This window comes from Streptomyces sp. NPDC050704, assembly GCF_040654355.1.
Lineage (GTDB): Bacteria > Actinomycetota > Actinomycetes > Streptomycetales > Streptomycetaceae > Streptomyces.
This window is the reverse complement of sequence record NZ_JBFAHW010000103.1, coordinates 1-15,380: the sequence shown is the minus strand read 5'-3', so window position 1 is coordinate 15,380 and position 15,380 is coordinate 1. Positions and strand designations below refer to the sequence as shown.

At 69.1% G+C, this 15,380-nt stretch carries 18 protein-coding genes and 1 pseudogene; 9 read left to right on the top strand and 10 right to left on the bottom strand.

Features of this window, described 5'->3' with window-relative positions; translation table 11 throughout:
- Positions 1–26: 26 nt before the first annotated feature.
- Both AB0I18_RS39825 and AB0I18_RS39820 read left to right on the top strand, forming a co-directional pair.
- Positions 27–539, top strand: coding sequence for a hypothetical protein (locus tag AB0I18_RS39825; protein ID WP_363110619.1), 513 nt, complete (start codon positions 27–29; stop codon positions 537–539).
- Positions 540–582: 43 nt separating this feature from the next.
- Positions 583–699, top strand: a complete 117-nt coding sequence (locus tag AB0I18_RS39820) for a hypothetical protein (RefSeq protein WP_363110618.1) — start codon at positions 583–585, stop codon at positions 697–699.
- An 85-nt stretch (positions 700–784) separates the two neighbouring features.
- On the opposite strand, the gene AB0I18_RS39815 is transcribed toward AB0I18_RS39820, so the two are convergent.
- Positions 785–1,615, bottom strand: a complete 831-nt coding sequence (locus AB0I18_RS39815; protein ID WP_363110617.1) for a SigB/SigF/SigG family RNA polymerase sigma factor — start codon at positions 1,613–1,615, stop codon at positions 785–787.
- A 414-nt stretch (positions 1,616–2,029) separates the two neighbouring features.
- Here AB0I18_RS39815 and AB0I18_RS39810 point away from each other — a divergent pair, with 414 nt between their 5' ends.
- A complete protein-coding gene (locus AB0I18_RS39810; RefSeq protein ID WP_363110616.1) occupies positions 2,030–2,680 on the top strand; it encodes a hypothetical protein in 651 nt (216 codons plus the stop codon).
- Between the two features lie 491 nt (positions 2,681–3,171).
- Here AB0I18_RS39810 and AB0I18_RS39805 read toward each other — a convergent pair whose 3' ends face one another.
- From AB0I18_RS39805 to AB0I18_RS39790, 4 genes are all read right to left on the bottom strand, one after another.
- Entirely contained in the window at positions 3,172–3,597 is a 426-nt protein-coding gene (locus AB0I18_RS39805) for an ANTAR domain-containing protein (RefSeq protein WP_363110615.1), read from the bottom strand.
- Positions 3,598–3,651: 54 nt separating this feature from the next.
- On the bottom strand, positions 3,652–4,008 hold the full coding sequence (locus tag AB0I18_RS39800) for a PRC-barrel domain-containing protein (RefSeq protein WP_363110614.1): 357 nt from the start codon (positions 4,006–4,008) through the stop codon (positions 3,652–3,654).
- 40 nt (positions 4,009–4,048) lie between these two features.
- Positions 4,049–4,408, bottom strand: a complete 360-nt coding sequence (locus tag AB0I18_RS39795) for an ANTAR domain-containing protein (RefSeq protein WP_363110613.1) — start codon at positions 4,406–4,408, stop codon at positions 4,049–4,051.
- A 113-nt stretch (positions 4,409–4,521) separates the two neighbouring features.
- Complete coding sequence (locus AB0I18_RS39790; RefSeq protein ID WP_363110612.1) at positions 4,522–4,776, bottom strand: hypothetical protein; 255 nt, start codon at positions 4,774–4,776, stop codon at positions 4,522–4,524.
- Between the two features lie 720 nt (positions 4,777–5,496).
- On the opposite strand from AB0I18_RS39790, the gene AB0I18_RS39785 reads away from it, so the two are divergent.
- Positions 5,497–5,853: a PRC-barrel domain-containing protein gene (locus AB0I18_RS39785; RefSeq protein ID WP_363110611.1), complete on the top strand. Its 357-nt coding sequence runs from the start codon at positions 5,497–5,499 to the stop codon at positions 5,851–5,853.
- Between the two features lie 35 nt (positions 5,854–5,888).
- Entirely contained in the window at positions 5,889–6,059 is a 171-nt protein-coding gene (locus AB0I18_RS39780; protein WP_363110610.1) for a hypothetical protein, read from the top strand.
- 94 nt (positions 6,060–6,153) lie between these two features.
- Here AB0I18_RS39780 and AB0I18_RS39775 read toward each other — a convergent pair.
- Positions 6,154–6,360: pseudogene (locus AB0I18_RS39775) on the bottom strand (3-oxoadipyl-CoA thiolase); the annotation flags it as partial.
- Between the two features lie 123 nt (positions 6,361–6,483).
- Between AB0I18_RS39775 and AB0I18_RS39770 the strand changes: the two are divergent.
- Both AB0I18_RS39770 and paaK read left to right on the top strand, forming a co-directional pair.
- Entirely contained in the window at positions 6,484–6,909 is a 426-nt protein-coding gene (locus tag AB0I18_RS39770; RefSeq protein WP_363110609.1) for a phenylacetic acid degradation protein PaaD, read from the top strand.
- The gene (paaK, locus tag AB0I18_RS39765; protein ID WP_363110608.1) at positions 6,819–8,165 is read left to right on the top strand and encodes a phenylacetate--CoA ligase PaaK; all 1,347 of its coding nucleotides are present in this window, start codon (positions 6,819–6,821) and stop codon (positions 8,163–8,165) included. Before AB0I18_RS39770 ends, paaK begins: the two co-directional genes overlap by 91 nt.
- 78 nt (positions 8,166–8,243) lie before the next feature.
- On the opposite strand, the gene AB0I18_RS39760 is transcribed toward paaK, so the two are convergent.
- The 3 genes from AB0I18_RS39760 to AB0I18_RS39750 form a co-directional block, all read right to left on the bottom strand.
- On the bottom strand, positions 8,244–9,497 hold the full coding sequence (locus tag AB0I18_RS39760) for an acyl-CoA dehydrogenase family protein (RefSeq protein WP_363110607.1): 1,254 nt from the start codon (positions 9,495–9,497) through the stop codon (positions 8,244–8,246).
- Positions 9,498–9,702: 205 nt separating this feature from the next.
- Positions 9,703–10,875 carry an L-dopachrome tautomerase-related protein gene (locus AB0I18_RS39755; RefSeq protein ID WP_363110606.1) on the bottom strand — a complete coding sequence of 391 codons (1,173 nt, stop codon included), beginning with the start codon at positions 10,873–10,875 and terminating at the stop codon, positions 9,703–9,705.
- Positions 10,876–11,124: 249 nt separating this feature from the next.
- Positions 11,125–12,216, bottom strand: coding sequence for an acyl-CoA desaturase (locus tag AB0I18_RS39750; RefSeq protein WP_363110605.1), 1,092 nt, complete (start codon positions 12,214–12,216; stop codon positions 11,125–11,127).
- A gap of 861 nt (positions 12,217–13,077) precedes the next feature.
- Here AB0I18_RS39750 and AB0I18_RS39745 point away from each other — a divergent pair.
- Together AB0I18_RS39745 and AB0I18_RS39740 are read left to right on the top strand one after the other, a co-directional pair.
- Entirely contained in the window at positions 13,078–13,350 is a 273-nt protein-coding gene (locus AB0I18_RS39745) for a hypothetical protein (protein ID WP_363110604.1), read from the top strand.
- Positions 13,351–13,509: 159 nt separating this feature from the next.
- The gene (locus AB0I18_RS39740) at positions 13,510–14,691 is read left to right on the top strand and encodes a N(5)-(carboxyethyl)ornithine synthase (RefSeq protein WP_363110603.1); all 1,182 of its coding nucleotides are present in this window, start codon (positions 13,510–13,512) and stop codon (positions 14,689–14,691) included.
- An 86-nt stretch (positions 14,692–14,777) separates the two neighbouring features.
- Here AB0I18_RS39740 and AB0I18_RS39735 read toward each other — a convergent pair whose 3' ends face one another.
- Positions 14,778–15,182: a MerR family transcriptional regulator gene (locus AB0I18_RS39735; protein ID WP_363110602.1), complete on the bottom strand. Its 405-nt coding sequence runs from the start codon at positions 15,180–15,182 to the stop codon at positions 14,778–14,780.
- Positions 15,183–15,380: the final 198 nt, after the last annotated feature.

The following is a 15,380-nucleotide window of genomic DNA, read 5'->3' as shown; positions in this document are numbered from 1 at the left end:
CTCCCCTGGTCCCGGGCAGGCTTCGGGTGAGCGCTGAGCTCCGTGTCGGCGAGTCGCCCACCATGAGCGCGGTGCGGTTGCGCCGAGTGAACCGCCGGCTGGCGCAGGGCCTGGGCGGGGAGCTGGCGGATCTGTACGTGGCCTCCCGCGAGACGTCATCCCGTGAGGCGTACCGCCGTCCCAGCCGTCGGCACTACCTGAACCGTCTCGCCTCCGACATCCGTCGGCCGGGGTTCGCCATGGTGATCGCGGAGACGGACGGCCTGGTGGGATGCGCCTTCGGATTCCCGATCCGCGGCGACGGCTTCCGGTGGCTCGGATGTGACGGAGCCTCACCGCACAGCATCGAGCAACTCACCGAGTCAGGAAGCGTCTTCGCGATCACCGACACTCTGGTCCGCCCGCATCCCCAGGGCGAGGACGTGACCCGCCGGTTGCAGGATCGGCTGCTGACCGGCCAGCGGGCGACACTCGGTGCCACCACCGCAGCACGGTGCTCAACGAACAGCTCCAGACGGCGCTCAACAGCCGGGTACTGATCGAGCAGGCCAAGGGAAACTCGCCGAACGCCAGAGCATCGACATGGAGCAGGCCTTCACCGCACTGCGCGGCTATGCCCGCACCCACAACCGACGCCTGTCCGACGTGGCCCGCGCCTTCATCGACGACTCCGAACGCCTCCCTGGTCTCTGCGCCTGACCGCATCCGGAACGCGAAAGCGAAGGAGAAGCAGGAGGCGCCGAAGACAGTCAGCCCGATCGCCGCCCGCGCGTCTGGGACGTTGTCACGATGCCCTCCTCAGATCGTGGGTGTCGGCCATCACCTGGTCGTGCAGACGTGCGCAGGTGCGGGTGATCAGACGGGAGACGTGCATCTGAGAGACACCGAGCTGCAGGCCGATGCGGGCCTGCGTCATGTCACAGAAGAACCTCATGTACAGGATCTGCCGTTCGCGTTCGGGCAGTGCCTGCAGCAGGGGGCGGAGCGCCTCACGGTTGACGACCCGGTCGAAGCCGGGCTCCGGGCCACCGAGGATGTCGGTCAAGGGCCGGCTGTCCTCGGAGTGGCCGGGCACGCCGTCCAAGGACCGGGGGGCAAAGCTCTCCAGCGCCCCCTGGCCCAGCCGCACCTCCGCGTCGGTCAGACCGGTGTGTGTGGCGATCTCGTGGACTGCGGGGGTGCGGCCTCCCAGCGAAGAGCACAGCTCATTGTCGGCGGAGCGGACCCGGCTGCGCAGTTCCTGTACGCGGCGCGGCACATGCACGATCCACAGTTCGTCACGGAAGTGCCGCTTCACCTGGCCGAGGATCGTCGGTATGGCAAAGCTCTGGAAGGCGGTGCCGCGACTGGGGTCGAAGCCGGCCACCGCCTTGACCAGGCCCAGTTGGGCGACCTGCTTGAGGTCCTCGAAGGTCTCACCGCGATGGCGGAAGCGCCCGGCGAGCCGTACGGCCATCGGCATCCAGGCGCACACCACTTCCTGCCGCAGCGCGGACTTCTCCGGGCCGTCCGGCAGGGCAGCGATTCGGCTGAACGCGGCGTCGGTGTCCGGCGAGTCGTCGTAGCCGTCGGAGGGGGATGCGCTTCGTGAGCTCTGTGTGCGTCGGTCCGGCATGGGCGCGTGTCTCCCTGATGGGTGGCGTCACTCACCGTGGGAGCCGGCAGACCGCAGCGCACAGGGGAGCAGCGCAAGCTGCTCCCACGGGCGTGCCTCCGGTCTGAAGCACACCGGGTGGGTTCCCCGACAGTCCGCCTTCAAACAGCTCTCCGCGACACAACTGCGGCTGCCCAGGGGCGGCGCCCATACCCAGGCTCGTCGCCACGTCCCACCCCGTCCTCGACACGCCGGTCGGCGCACTCACCGTCCATCTGCCGGCGCCACAGTGACCCCGTGCCCCCAACAGGCCCCGGCGCGGCGTCGATCCGAGGCTATGCTGCTGTACAGACGTCCCAGACCCAGGCACCGCACCGCCCATCGGCCACGATGGCAGTCCCGCACATCCTCCGGCCCCCTGAACCGAGGCACGTCATGCCCGCTCCACGGCAACCACACGAACTCGAAGGCTCCGAACCGTCCGCGATGGACACGGTGCGTCTGCGCCGGCTGAACCGCTGGCAGGCCGAGGGCATGCGGGAGGACCTGGCGGACCTGTACGTGGAGTCCTCCGCCGCCGCTCCCGGTGAGGAGTTCCACGGCCGGCAGGAGTTCCTGCACCGCCTGGCGGGCGACGTACAGCTGCCGGGATTCGACATGCTGGTCGCCGAGGCAGAGGCTTTGACCGGCTGTGTCTCAGGGTTCCCCGTGCCGCGCGACGGCTCCTGGTGGGAGGGGTTCGACGGACCGCTGCCGCAGAACCTGGAGCAACTGACCGCGTCCGGGCATGTCTTCGCGATCCTCGAAACTCTCGTCCATCCGCACCAGCACGCCCACGGGCTCGCCCGCCGACTCCAGGAGCGTCTGCTCTCCGACCACCAGTCCTCGCTCGGTGTCGCGTTGGTGGACCAGTCCGACCGTTCGGCCTGCGCCACCTTCGAGAACTGGGGCTGGCAGAAGGCGGGACAGATCCACCGCCTGCCCGGCCCGACGAACCTACGCGTACTCGTTCTTCCTCTTGGCGAGCGCACGGCGGAACATCCGGACGGCCTCGCCCACAACGACCAGACCCAACGGCCCGAATAGCCGTCCACGCCGGCCGGACGCGACGCGTGTGGAGGTCTGGAGGAGCGCGCGTGGATCTGTCGCCCGAGCGGGAGGGGCGGCGGATCGCGGCGGTGCGTCATCACGACATCCTGAGCACTCCGCCCGACGGGGCATTCGATCGGATCGCCGCACCGGCCGCCCGCCTGTTCGACGCTCCGGCCGCAACCGTGACCCCGCGGGCGGCTTCGCCCTCACCCTGGCCGGAGGGACGCTCTCGGCGCCCGCAGCACGCTGACTTCGTCTTCCAGGCCGTTCAACTCCTGCCCGGCGAGGCACTCTTCCTCTACTGCAACGGGCTCACCGAGGCCCGTGCCTCCCAAGGCGCCCGGTTCGGTGAGCGCGGCCCGGCCGCCGATGTCTCGCTCCTCGCGCTCAGCGCCACCTCGGGCCGGTGTTTGAGGGCCCCGGGGTGGGCTACACAGGAGGGGCGTCCGACGGCCGGCCCGGACGAAGGCACCGGAGAGTTGAGCTCACAGCTCCCGGTGCCGTCCGCGGGAGGGCATTCCGTCGCTCCCGCCCCGGTCCGCCGCGTGCAGGCGCCGCAGCGCCCGGCGAAACTCCCGCTGTATCTCTTCCGGGAGCGTCTCGTCCTTCGTCGTGGCGACCAGGGCCGCAGCCACGTCCCGGAGCTTGATGTTGCAGTGCTGCGACAGGCCCACCAGCAGGTCCCAGGCCCTCTCGCTGGAGCACGGTGCCAGAGCCATCACCATGCCGCGCGACTGGTCGATCACCGCACGGGTCGTCAGCGCCCGCTCCAACTGCTCGTTCTTGGCACGCAGTTCGACGACCTCGGCCAGCAGAGCCGCATCGCCTGCCGAAACCACAGCCGTCAGCGGCGGCCGTTCTTCACGGGGCGCGGCCACCTGGCGCATGGTGCGTACCTCAGCAGTCCTCACAACTCAGTCCTCACAACTCAGTCTTCGCAACGCAGTCGTCGTGCCCATGGACGGTCAGCGGCGCGCCAGTTGCCTCTCGCCGGCCGCACCGGGCTTGTAGGGCAGCCCGTAGTGCTTGAAGATCGCTTCCTCCTGGTCGGCGGGCAGCACGTCGTCGGTGCCGATCGAAGGAGCCTGCTTCACCAGCGTCTTGACATAGCCGACCTTGAGGTAGCCCGGCCCGACGATCGCGCCCCCAAGGGGGACGAACACCAGACGGTGCCGGGTGGGCAGACCGGTCCGCACCGTCGCCATGGCCGGCTCATCGGTGGTGGTGTCCACATAGACCGCTTCGAGGACACCGATCTTGTGGGACTCGGTATCGACGACGTCGAGGTCGCGCCATTCCCGGACATCCGCTGCGTGAATCATGATCTCTCCCTACCGAAGGACTGCCTGGTCGGCATGGATCTCATCGCAGGTCTGCTGTATGAAACCGCCGCAGCGCACGAAGCAGCGCCCGATGGATCTGCCCCGGGAGCTGCTCACCCTCCGAGGTGGCGACCAGAACCGCGGCCACTTCCCGGAGGCCGAGATCGCACTGCCGTGAGACATCCACCAGCAGGTTCCTGGCCGCCCCACGACGGCAGGGGGTCAGGGCCATCACCATGCCACAGGCCTGGTCGACCACCACGCGGCCGGACAGTGCCCGCCGCAGCTGATCGTTCTCGGCGAGCAGCACGACGACGTCCTGCCCGACCGGCGCGTTCCTCCACGAGGCGTCGGCCTTCAGATCCCACCACTCTTCTTGAATCGGGCTTGTGCCTTGCATGGTGTGCGCCTCTCCGGGCTCTCGACGTGTCCGGCCTGGTTGAAGCCGTTCCGGATCCCTTCGCTGTTCGGTCGCTTCGCGGCTCACCCCCGGTGTTCGCGGTCCTGCCGGTCCTAGCGCCCCCAGCGCGCTCGGTGCCGGCGGTTGTAGCGACGCTCCCAGCGTTCCTGACGATCCCGGCGCTCCTGGTAGACCCTGTAGTCCCCAAGATCGGACCTGTTGCTACGGTCTCGGCCCCCGGCCCCGCCCCGATCGCGGCCATAGCGGGTGGCACCGAAGACCAGCACCGCCGCGGCCGCCCACCAGATGGGATGGAGGAAGCCGAAACCGAACAAGACCATGATGAGGATGAGCAGCAGGACGAACACGGCGGGCCTCCCCGGGAGCGGGACACAGCATCGATACCGGGGACTGGGGCCTCACCCCCAGCGTAGTCCTGGCCAAAGACTGCGGATACGGCGCGACGTAGGTGCGTCGTGCCGCCCCGGCGCCCGGCAGCGTCACACCGCCCTCGCGCTCCCCAAGGGGCGCACCGTGCACATCGGTTCCGGAATCCGCCGCGTCACGAGCGTGCCCGTTGCACCCCGAGGTGCCCGGTGATCACCGAGGGCCCAGAATTGGTGACCTTGAACCGGCCAGACAGCATAGCTGCGCGCCGTACCAAGGGGCACGGGTGCGGGAATGGCGTTTGCGCGTATCGACGTCATCGCGAGTACGACAGCGGCGTCGAATTAGCAGTTCTCGGCCACACGGAATTGATTCTTCTGTCGCTCACATATTACGCAGGCGAGGAATCTGGGGGAGATTCACGCGGACCCCTACGTGAGACCACTGAAGGAAACCGTCTTAAGGTGCGCCACCAGGAGCGAACCCGATCGGCGATCCCGCGGGCAGCGTTAGCATGATCGAGCCACTATACGATTTACGCCTGTGCACGAGCGTGTCCGAGCAGCACTGACCGTAGTAATATGGAATGCGGGTTGGCTCACTCTCATGTGCAGAAGTTTCAGGCTGCCGATTCAGATGTCCGGGCGCGATATTCCGTGGGGGCCGACACGGACCGGCGTCCCGGCCAGGAGGGAGGCCGCATGATCCGGGCAGTCGATATCCGTGAGTGGCGCAACCACGATGTCGTCGATCCGAAGGGGCACAAGATCGGCGTACTCGAAGCGGTCTACGTGAACACCACCACCGACGAGCCGGCGGTAGCCACCGTCCGGACCGGACTGCCCACCCGCCAGCACCTGGTCTTCGTCCCCCTCGACGAGGCGCTCCTCGGGCCGGACTACCTCAAGGTCCCCTATGCCAAGAGCCTGGTGAAAAAGGCCCCTTCGATCGGCACTGACGACGTCCTGCCCGCCGAGCAGGAACAAGCGATCTTCCACTACTACGGCATGGCCTACCAGCCAGGCGCAGGCGGCGAACGCCAACTCGCACGCCGCTGAGCGAGCGTGCCCAGTCCAAGGGAGGTGTCCGAGCCATGGCGCTCTTCCTGCTGCTCGTCCTCATTGCCGTCATCCTGGGCATCATCGGCGTGGCAGCCGAGGGCCTGGGCTACCTGCTGATCATCGGCATCGTGACCCTCTTGGCCGGTGTGACCTTCGCCGCCGTCCGATTGTCCAGGCGCGCCAAGCGACGTCCCCTCCGCTGACGAAGGGCGGGGCCTCTTCCTGCGCGGCGACCTCTTCGGTGGCCTCCCTGATCGGCGGGGCCGGCTCCGCTGTTCCAGGACCCGCACCGGCTGGCACAGCCCGGTCGGCCTCGCCCAGCCCGGATGGCTTGGACCGCGGAGATGACGGCGGTCAGGCCCGAGTTGCACAGCCGGTTGGCAGTGGAGTCGGCACGGCCTCCGGCAGTCCGGCGAGCGGCCCGACCATACGGGCCACGCCCCGGTTGCCCTCTCCCGCCTGATCGACCACTCCCAGAGTCACCTCGGCATACTCCTCGGCGGGAGCCCGGACGCTCAGGGCTCGGGGCGCGCGTTTCACCTCTTGACAGGCAAGGGTGAGGCTGGATTACTTGGCCGTGCCGCAAGCTAACCGAATGGTCGGTCGGTGCACGAGGTGGTGAAAACGATGGCGCGGACCACGGACTCGATTCCAGCGCAGGCCACGCCCACAGGGACGATGTTCGCCGCGGACGAGGCCTCACAGAGTCTCGCTGTCGAGATGCTGAAGCACGGCGCGGGGGCCGCCACCCTCCGGATGACCGTGACCGTCGCGGCCAGGGCCGACGGCACCAGCGTGGCCCCGGCCTACGAGGCCGACGAGTTGGTGGCCATCGCCGAGGACCGGGTCAGCTTCGGCCGCAGCGGCATCTACGACGTCAGCGTTCTGCGCGGCGCCGAGGTGCTCGCGGAGTTCCGCGGACGCAGCCGCAGAATTGACAGCACGACGACGAAGGAGTCGCGATGGGCAGCGCACCGACGGCCGCGGCAGGGACGGGGCCTCGCCGGGGCGAGCCGCTCCCCCACGACCTGTTGGACGACGCCGAGCGGCTGACCCGCGGGCAGTTGAGGGAGCTTCAGCTCGGCCGGCTGCGCGCGACGTTGCGGCACGCGTACGACAACGTGGAGCTGTACCGGAAGAAGTTCGACGAGGCCGGCGTCGTGCCCGAGGACTGTCGTTCGCTGGCGGACCTGTCCCGGTTCCCCTTCACCACCAAGGCCGACCTGCGGGACACCTACCCCTTCGGCATGTTCGCCGTGCCCATGTCCCAGGTCCGGCGCGTGCACGCGTCCAGCGGCACCACCGGCCGCCCCACGGTCGTCGGTTACACGGAGAACGACATCTCCATGTGGGCGGACATGGTCGCCCGTTCGATCCGCGCGGCCGGCGGCCGCCCCGGCCACAAGGTGCACATCTCCTACGGCTACGGCCTGTTCACCGGCGGTCTCGGCGCGCACTACGGGGCCGAGCGGGCCGGCTGCACTGTGATCCCCGCCTCCGGCGGCATGACCGCACGCCAGGTGCAGATCATCCAGGACTTCCAGCCCGAGATCATCATGGTCACCCCGTCCTACATGCTCACCCTGCTCGACGAGTTCGAGAAGCAGGGCATCGACCCACGGACCAGTTCCCTGAAGGTGGGCATCTTCGGCGCCGAGCCGTGGACGGAGGAGATGCGCCACGAGATCGAGGGGCGCATGGACCTCCACGCCGTCGACATATACGGCCTGTCGGAGGTGATCGGGCCGGGGGTGGCACAGGAGTGCGTGGAGACCAAGGACGGGCTGCACGTCTGGGAGGACCACTTCTACCCCGAGGTGGTCGACCCGGTCACGGACGCCGTGCTGGCCGAGGGCGAGGAGGGCGAAGTCGTCTTCACCTCGCTCACCAAGGAGGCCCTGCCGATCATCCGCTACCGCACCCGCGACCTGACCCGCCTGCTGCCCGGCACCGCCCGCCCCGCCTTCCGCCGCATCCAGAAGATCACCGGCCGCTGCGACGACATGATCATCCTGCGCGGGGTGAACGTCTTCCCCAGCCAGATCGAGGAGATCGTGCTGCGCACGCCCGGCGTCGCCCCGCACTTCCAGGTGCAGCTGACCCACCGCGGCCGGATGGACCACATGACCGTCCACGTCGAAGCCCGCCCCGGCACCGGCCCCGACCAGCGGAAGGCCGCCGCCCTGGAAATCGCCCGGAGCGTCAAGGACGGCGTGGGCGTCACCGTCGAAGTCACGGTCGTCGACCCCGAAACCCTGGAACGCTCACTGGGCAAACTCCGCCGCGTCAAGGATCTGCGCCGACAGTGACCACACCCCAGCACGCCGACCGAGCCTTGGCCGAACACGGCGTGTCCGTGATCGGCACTCCGGGGCCTCCTCGACCGGTTACGGGGTGGCGTCGAGGTAGGTCGAGGACGGATCGTACGCCGGATCGCTGAGGATGGCGTGCAGTTGGCGGCGGCGGACGCCGAGGTTGCCGCCGTCGAACAGGGGGTAGACCAGGGCGTCCTGGAGGATCTCGGCAAGCGGGTTCTCGTGGCTGTAGCTGTCGATGCCGACCACACGCATCAGGTCGGTGATGACCCGTACCGCTGTCTCCGAGCCGAAGATCTTGGCGTGCAGGGCCAGTTCCGCCGCGGCCGGGCTCTGCGTGTCGAGGGCGTGGCATGCCTTCCAGGACAGGTAACGCACCGCTTCCATGGCCGACTTGGCGTCCGCGAGGGCGTAGCCGACGGCCTGGTGGTCGATGATCGGCACCGCTCCCCCGCGCCGTTCCCGTTTGGCGAAGTCGAGCGCGAACTCGAACGCCGCGCGCATCTTGGCCAGGGCGAAGACACCGACCAGCGCGGCGGTCGGAAGGAAGCTGCCGGCCACGATCTGCCGGCCGGCGCCGGGAGCGCCGAGGATGTTGCCCCGCGGCACCCGGACATCGCGCAGGGTGATCACCGGGGTCTGGTGGGCCCGGTGGCCGAGGAGGTCGAGGCTGGTGTCCACGGTGAGGCCCTCGACGGGCCCCGGCACGAGGATGACCGACAGCGCCTCGTCGGGTGGCGCGTCCACACTCGTACGGCACACCACGGCCAGCAGGTCGGGACCGGTGCCGTCCCAGCCGCCGGCGCTCGACACCCACTTCTTCGAGCCGTTGACGACCCATTCGTCGCCATCGGGTTCCGCCGTGGTGCGGACCCCTTCCGCCGGCGTCGGGGCGTCGTAGTTGGCGCTGCCGCCGGGCTCGCTGAACGCGAAGGCGGCGAGGGGCGCACCTGAGGGTTCGAGGAACCGGCCGAAGTGCTCCTCCAGTTGTTCGGGGCTCCCGGCGGTCATGAGGGGGGTGAGACCGAGGGTGACCGCGAACAGAGTGAGCGACACGTTCACGTCGACCGCGATGAACTCCTCGGCGATCAGGGCGAAGTCGACCATGCCCTGCCCCTCGCCACCGGCCGGCGCCGGGAGGATCCGGCGCAGCCAGCCCTCGGCGACCGTCTGCTCGTAGATCGGCCGGGTCGCCTTCCAGCGCTCTTCCGGGCTGCTCAGGTGCCGGGTGGCAGGGCCTACCTCGGCTAACACCTTGTGCGCGAAGTCCTGGGCGGATTCCCTGAGTTGCCGCTGCTCGGGAGTCAGCGTGAAATCGATGGCCATGCGGGGTGCCTCCTGGCTCGGACACCGTCTCGGACGCCGCCGGCGGCGCGTCGACTCCGGTGCGTCGTGGACAACAGACTGCCAACGACGGAGCGGGGCGTCTGTGCCGATGACGCCGTGTTCCTGTGCACTTCGTGCACGCCGGACGCCGGGGCCCCTTGCGTACACAGCGGCACCTTGCTCGCCGCCCGGAAAGCCACTCCCCCTACCGGAGCAGTACCGGGCCGGCGTCGATCGGTGCGCGGACCAGGAGGTAGGGCTTGCGGCGCAGGTCCTGGCCCTCGTGGTAGTTGGCCTGGCGGTTCAGCTGGTTGGCGATGCCGTACACGTGGCGGTCGTGCGCGACGGAGAGGGTGTCGACCCAGATGAGATCGGGCCCCTGGGTGAGGGTGTGGAACGTGCCGTCCGGGTTCCTGCGCCAGATGGCGTTGCGCTCCAGGTCGCCGCCGTACACGCGTCCCTTGTCGTCGCTCTCCATGCCGTCGGTCATGGGCTTGGACCCGAGGTTTGCGACGGTCGCGGCCACTTCGGCGTCGGAGGCGTTCCGGTCGGCGAGGGCGTCGACGGCCACGCTGTGGAGGCGGCGGCTCGACAGTGGGCAGTAGAAGAGCCGCTTTCCGTCCGCGCTGATGGCGATGCCGTCGGAGCCGACGCGCTGGTGGGAGGGTTCGCCGTTCGCCGGGCGGTTCATGAAGGGTTCACCTTCGATGACGGGGAGGAAGTTCTCGTCCGCAAGCACGGAGGGGTGGTTCGCCAGGCGCCGCCACGACGCGCCCGTGGCGAGGTCGACGACGACGATGCCGTTCGGTCCCCGCTCGGAGGAGTCGGTGATGAACGCCATGCCCTCGGCCCCGCGCCGCAGGTCGAAGCGCACGTCGTTGAGGTAGCTGTGGGCCGGCGCGACCTCGGGGGGAAAGAGGATCTTCCGAGCGATCCGGTTGGTGCGCAGGTCGACCGCCACGAGCTTGGGACCGCCGTAGGAGCTGGGAGCGAACAACGGGCTTCCCGTGTCGAGGATCCAGAGCCGGTCCGCGGGGTCGACGACGACGCTCTGTACCGACTGGAAGTGCCCGGCCGGGTCGGCGGCGTTCTCGCGGTTCACCTCGGCATCGGGGTAGGGCACCGGCTTTCCGTCGCGGACTTCGGCGACGGTGAAGGGGACGTTGTCGCCCCACCGGGGGAAGTTGACGAAGACGCGGCCGCGGTGCGAGACGGTGACCCCGGTCGGCATCGCGCCCCAGAAGCGGGCGCCGATCTCGTAACCTCTGCCACGTCCCGTCTCCGCCGTCTCCGCTGCCTCGGCGGCGTCCGCCCGGCCGGCGAGTTGAGCGGCGGCCAGGGACGTGGTGGCTGCGGTGATGAACGTGCGTCGTTTCATGCGAGCACCTCCTGGGGGTGAAGTCGCCTGAGAACGAGGCTAGTTGCCGCCGTGACTCGACGCACCGCGGGGTCGGCCCGGCCCCGGGGTCACGCTGACCGGCTGACCGACCTCGACGAGAGCGACTGGTACACCCATGTGGCCCTCGTCGGAAGTGTGGTCCGAGTCCGTCATCTGTCGGCGATGTTCACCCGGCGCCTCTGGCGCGCGGGAGTGCTTCGACGGCGGGCGGTCGCCGTCGATTCGCTCTCAGTACTCCAGTTCGGGGCGCAGGGGCCCACCGACCGCGTGAAGGTGCCGCAGCACTTGGGCGTAGGACTGGAAGAGCCCGGTCTCCAGGTAGGCGATGTCATGCCGCGCACAGAACGTACGCACGAGTTCCTGGGCATGTCGCAGGCTCGGCCGCGGCATGGAGGGGAACAGGTGGTGTTCGATCTGGTAGTTCAGTCCGCCGAGCGCGAAGTCGGTGAGCCGGTGGCCGCGGATGTTGCGTGAGGTCAGTACCTGCCGGCGCAGGAAGTCGATCTTGTCGTCCTTGGCGAAGATGGGCATGCCCTTGTGGTTGGGAGCGAACGAGCATCCCATGTACAGCCCGAACAGACCTTGGTGCACGGCGATGAAGCACAGAGCCTGGACGGGAGGCAGTACCCAGAACACGGCGGCGACATAGCCGACGAGGTGCGCCGTCAGCATGCTCGCCTCGGCGACCTTGGTCGTCCGCGAGTCACGGTTGCCGGTGCGGTCGAGCATCGCCTGCACCCCGGCGACGTGCAGGGCGAGACCTTCCAGGAGCAGCATCGGGAAGAACAGCCACGCCTGGTGGCGGCCCAGCCAGGCATACGCGCCGCGGCGGACGCGGGCCTGGTCCTGGGTGAAAGCGATCGCGCCGTCGGCGATGTCGGGGTCGCGGTCGACGTGGTTGGGGTGGGCGTGGTGCCGGTTGTGCTTGGAGATCCACCAGCCGTAGCTGAGACCGATCAGCAGGTCGGCGTGCACGCGGCCGAGCAGGTTGTTGACGCGCTTGGAGCCGGCGATCTGGTGATGGCCGGCGTCATGGCCGATGAACCCGGTCTGGGTGAACATCACCGCGAGGAAGGCGGCGGTCAGCAGCTGCCACCACGACTCTCCGATCAGGGCGAACGCGGTCCATCCGGCGGCCAGCAGGAGCAGGTTCGCCCCGATCTTGACGGAGTAGTAGCCGGGCCGCCTTTTCAGCAGTCCTCGCTGCTTCACTTCTCGGGACAGCGCCGCGTAGTCGCTGCCCCGGCCACTGGGCGGGGGTTCTGTCGTTCCGGCGGGATCCGCCGGAACCGTGTCCCGGTTGATGATGTCAATGCTCACGGTTTTCCTCTCGGGGTGCGCGGGCCGGCGCGGGCGGCGCGGGGACACGGCGCCGGATGCGGGAAGCCCGTACGGAGACAGCACGAAGCAGGCCCGCGGTGCGGGCCCGCCTCGGCATGGGGTGTCCTCAGAGCGCGCGTACCTGGTCGGCCTGCGTGCCCTTGGGACCTGGGGTGGCGGTGAAGCCGAATCCCGTGTCCGGGTCGAACGACTTCACGGTTCCTTGGGCCACGTGATGTCTCCTTCGAAAAGACGAGTAGTTCGGGACGCGCACGCGCGCGCTGCCCCGGGCTGCTGGTCGTCCGCCGTCGAAGAAAACCCTCGAAAAAAGAGGCGAAGCGCCCGCTGTCGGAACTCCGCGGGCGCTTCCACGTTCGCAAACTTCAACTACAACCACTCACTCGAACGTCCGGGGCGGTGCGAAGGTTCCCGGCGCCCGGCGCGGCGGGCCGGCGAGGGTGGCCACACCGCCGGCGCTCGGGCGCGGGCGGCGCGGCCACAGAGGCACGGACAGTCCGTGCCGCAGCTCGGCAGTGCGGCGGGGCACCGGTTCGGGAAGCTCCGGAGGCCGGCACACTCGGAGGCCCGGATCGGAGTACGGTGGCCGTACCGAGCGCACCTCGCACGCCGTCATCCGTTTCGGCGTCGCCCTCGGGGAACGGCAAGGGGCCGGAGCACGCCAGGTCCGGCCGGAAATGGGCCGCCCCATGCCTCCTGGTTCGTACCGTCGTACTGTCTTCCGCACCCCGTTCCGCGCCCCGCGTTAGCGGATTTTCTGGTTCCCGAGATGTTTCCGAGGCTGCCCAAGGGGTGGCCGGCACCTCGCGCACACCCGAGACCGATCAAGAGGATGCGGGACGCATGTATTCACAGGACGCAATCTCCGGCCGCCGCCGCGGCCGCCCCGAACCGACGGCCGAGATGCTCTCCGGTTTGGCCTGCCTCATCTGCGGTACCGACTACCGCAACGCGCCGGACGCGGACGTGATGGTGGTCTCCCACCGTGACGACAAGCAACAACTCGCCTGCCACGGAACGTGCGCACGGCTGGCGAGCGGCTCGATCACCGGCCTGGACGAGACGCCTCTCCCCCTGGACGAGCGCATCCGCAGGCACGGAACCGAGCGCTCCTGACCCATGGACCCGGATCAGGCGTCCGACGGCAGACACCGCCGGACGCCGTCGGGCGCTGGGCCGACATCGGCGCGGCACGCGGCAGGCAGTACACAGCACGCAGCAGCGATGAACAAGAACGATGACGCGAACGACAAGCATGAGACGACAAGGAAACGCATGAGCCTGAAGAGTCTGGGAGTACTCGCCTCCTCGCACAAGGAGAACGAGTTCCGGCTGCCGTTGCACCCCGGCCACCTCGACCGGATTGCCCCGGACGTACGTAAGAAGATCTACCTCGAACACAGCTACGGCCAACGGTTCGGCGCCGACGACGATGCCCTGCGACCGCTCGTGGCCGGCCTGCGCTCCCGCGAGCAGCTCCTCGCCGAGTGCGACATCCTGCTGCTGCCCAAGCCGATGCACGAGGACGCCGCCGCGCTGCGCGAGGGCCAGGTGCTGTGGGGATGGCCGCACTGCGTGCAGGACGAGAAGATGACCCAGATCGGCATCGACCGACGGCTCACCCTCATCGCCTGGGAGGCCATGAACCACTGGACCTCCACGGGCGCCTTCAGCGTCCATGTGTTCCACAAGAACAACGAGCTCGCCGGCTACTGCTCGGTGCTGCACGCCCTCCAGCTCGGCGGGCTGACGGGCAGCTACGGGCGCCGTATGCGCGCGGTGGTCATCAGCTTCGGTGCCACGGCGCGCGGAGCGGTGACGGGTCTGGGGGCCATGGGCGTCTCCGACGTCACGGTGCTCACCCAGCGCGCCGCCGCGGCGGTGGCCTCGCCGATGCCGTCGGTCGTGATGGGCCACTTCGAGGAGCAGGACGACGATCCGTCGCGACTGCAGGCGGTCACCGCGGCCGGCCCCGTGCCGATGGCGGAGTACCTGGCCGGGTTCGACATCATCGTCAACTGCATCCTCCAGGACACCGACGCACCGCTGACGTTCGTCACCGACGAGGAGCTCGCCCTGTTCCGGCCGGGGACCTTCTTCGTCGACGTCTCCTGCGACGAGGGCATGGGCTTCGCCTGGGCCCGTCCGACCACCTTCGGCGACCCGATGCACACGGTCGGGCCGGGCTGCCACTACTACGGGGTGGATCACAGTCCGTCCCACCTGTGGAACTCGGCGACGTGGGAAATCAGCGAGGCGCTCCTCCCCTACCTGCGCAAGGTCATGAGCGGCCCCGCGGCATGGGAGGCCGACACCACGGTCAGGAAGGCCATCGAGATCCGCGACGGGATCGTGCAGAACCCGAAGATCCTCTCCTTCCAGCACCGGGCAGCCGCCTACCCGCACTCCCTCAATCCCCCGACCCCGGCGTCGCGTTCCGCCGCACAACCGGCCTGACGACCGGAGCGGGGCGCCCTGCGCTGAACCCTCGCGGCATGGCGCCCCGCGCCCCGCGGTGCCGCACCACCCTGGTGAGGCCCGCTTCAGGGCGCGGAAGTCCGCGAAAGGCGTCGGCCCAACGTGACCGCGAACTCCTCCGCACGTGCCAGCTGGGTGCGCAGGTCGGCCACCCGCTGTTGGGCGGACCGTTCGAAGCTCCGGATGCTCTCCAGCAAGGCTTCGTGCTCGTCTGCTGTGAGCTCCTCGCCGGAGTCGAGGCGGTCGGTGGCCTCCAGCAGGGCGCGCATCTCGTCCAGGGTGAAGCCGAGCGGCTTCATCCGGCGGATCACCATCAGGCGGGCGACATCGGCCTCGGTGTAGAGGCGGAAGCCGCCTTGGGAGCGGGCCGACGGGATGACCAGGCCGGTCTCCTCGTAGTGCCGGATGGTGCGCAGCGACAGCTCGGTCCGTGCGGCGACCTCGCCGATCTGCATGTGCTCGCTGCTCACGCGGGCGCCCTTCCTCGTCTGTCGCCAAGGCCACAGGAGGCCGGCGCCGATCTCTACCGTAACGTTAGGGTAGAGTAAGTGATCGCTGGGGTCGGCTCCGTGCCGTCCCCGCCCTCTATGGTGCGGGATCGTTCCCGTGACCGTCAGCCGTGTCGGGGCCGACGACGCCCCCGGCGAAGACCGATGCCTGCGGGAGAG

Coding starts and splice junctions, on each gene's coding strand:
- AB0I18_RS39820 (WP_363110618.1), top strand. CDS start 583: ATGGAGCAGGCCTTCACCGCACTGCGCGGCTATGCCCGCACCCACAAC.
- AB0I18_RS39815 (WP_363110617.1), bottom strand. CDS start 1,615: ATGCCGGACCGACGCACACAGAGCTCACGAAGCGCATCCCCCTCCGAC.
- AB0I18_RS39810 (WP_363110616.1), top strand. CDS start 2,030: ATGCCCGCTCCACGGCAACCACACGAACTCGAAGGCTCCGAACCGTCC.
- AB0I18_RS39800 (WP_363110614.1), bottom strand. CDS start 4,008: ATGATTCACGCAGCGGATGTCCGGGAATGGCGCGACCTCGACGTCGTC.
- AB0I18_RS39795 (WP_363110613.1), bottom strand. CDS start 4,408: ATGCAAGGCACAAGCCCGATTCAAGAAGAGTGGTGGGATCTGAAGGCC.
- AB0I18_RS39785 (WP_363110611.1), top strand. CDS start 5,497: ATGATCCGGGCAGTCGATATCCGTGAGTGGCGCAACCACGATGTCGTC.
- AB0I18_RS39780 (WP_363110610.1), top strand. CDS start 5,889: ATGGCGCTCTTCCTGCTGCTCGTCCTCATTGCCGTCATCCTGGGCATC.
- AB0I18_RS39770 (WP_363110609.1), top strand. CDS start 6,484: ATGGCGCGGACCACGGACTCGATTCCAGCGCAGGCCACGCCCACAGGG.
- paaK (WP_363110608.1), top strand. CDS start 6,819: ATGGGCAGCGCACCGACGGCCGCGGCAGGGACGGGGCCTCGCCGGGGC.
- AB0I18_RS39760 (WP_363110607.1), bottom strand. CDS start 9,497: ATGGCCATCGATTTCACGCTGACTCCCGAGCAGCGGCAACTCAGGGAA.
- AB0I18_RS39755 (WP_363110606.1), bottom strand. CDS start 10,875: ATGAAACGACGCACGTTCATCACCGCAGCCACCACGTCCCTGGCCGCC.
- AB0I18_RS39745 (WP_363110604.1), top strand. CDS start 13,078: ATGTATTCACAGGACGCAATCTCCGGCCGCCGCCGCGGCCGCCCCGAA.
- AB0I18_RS39740 (WP_363110603.1), top strand. CDS start 13,510: ATGAGCCTGAAGAGTCTGGGAGTACTCGCCTCCTCGCACAAGGAGAAC.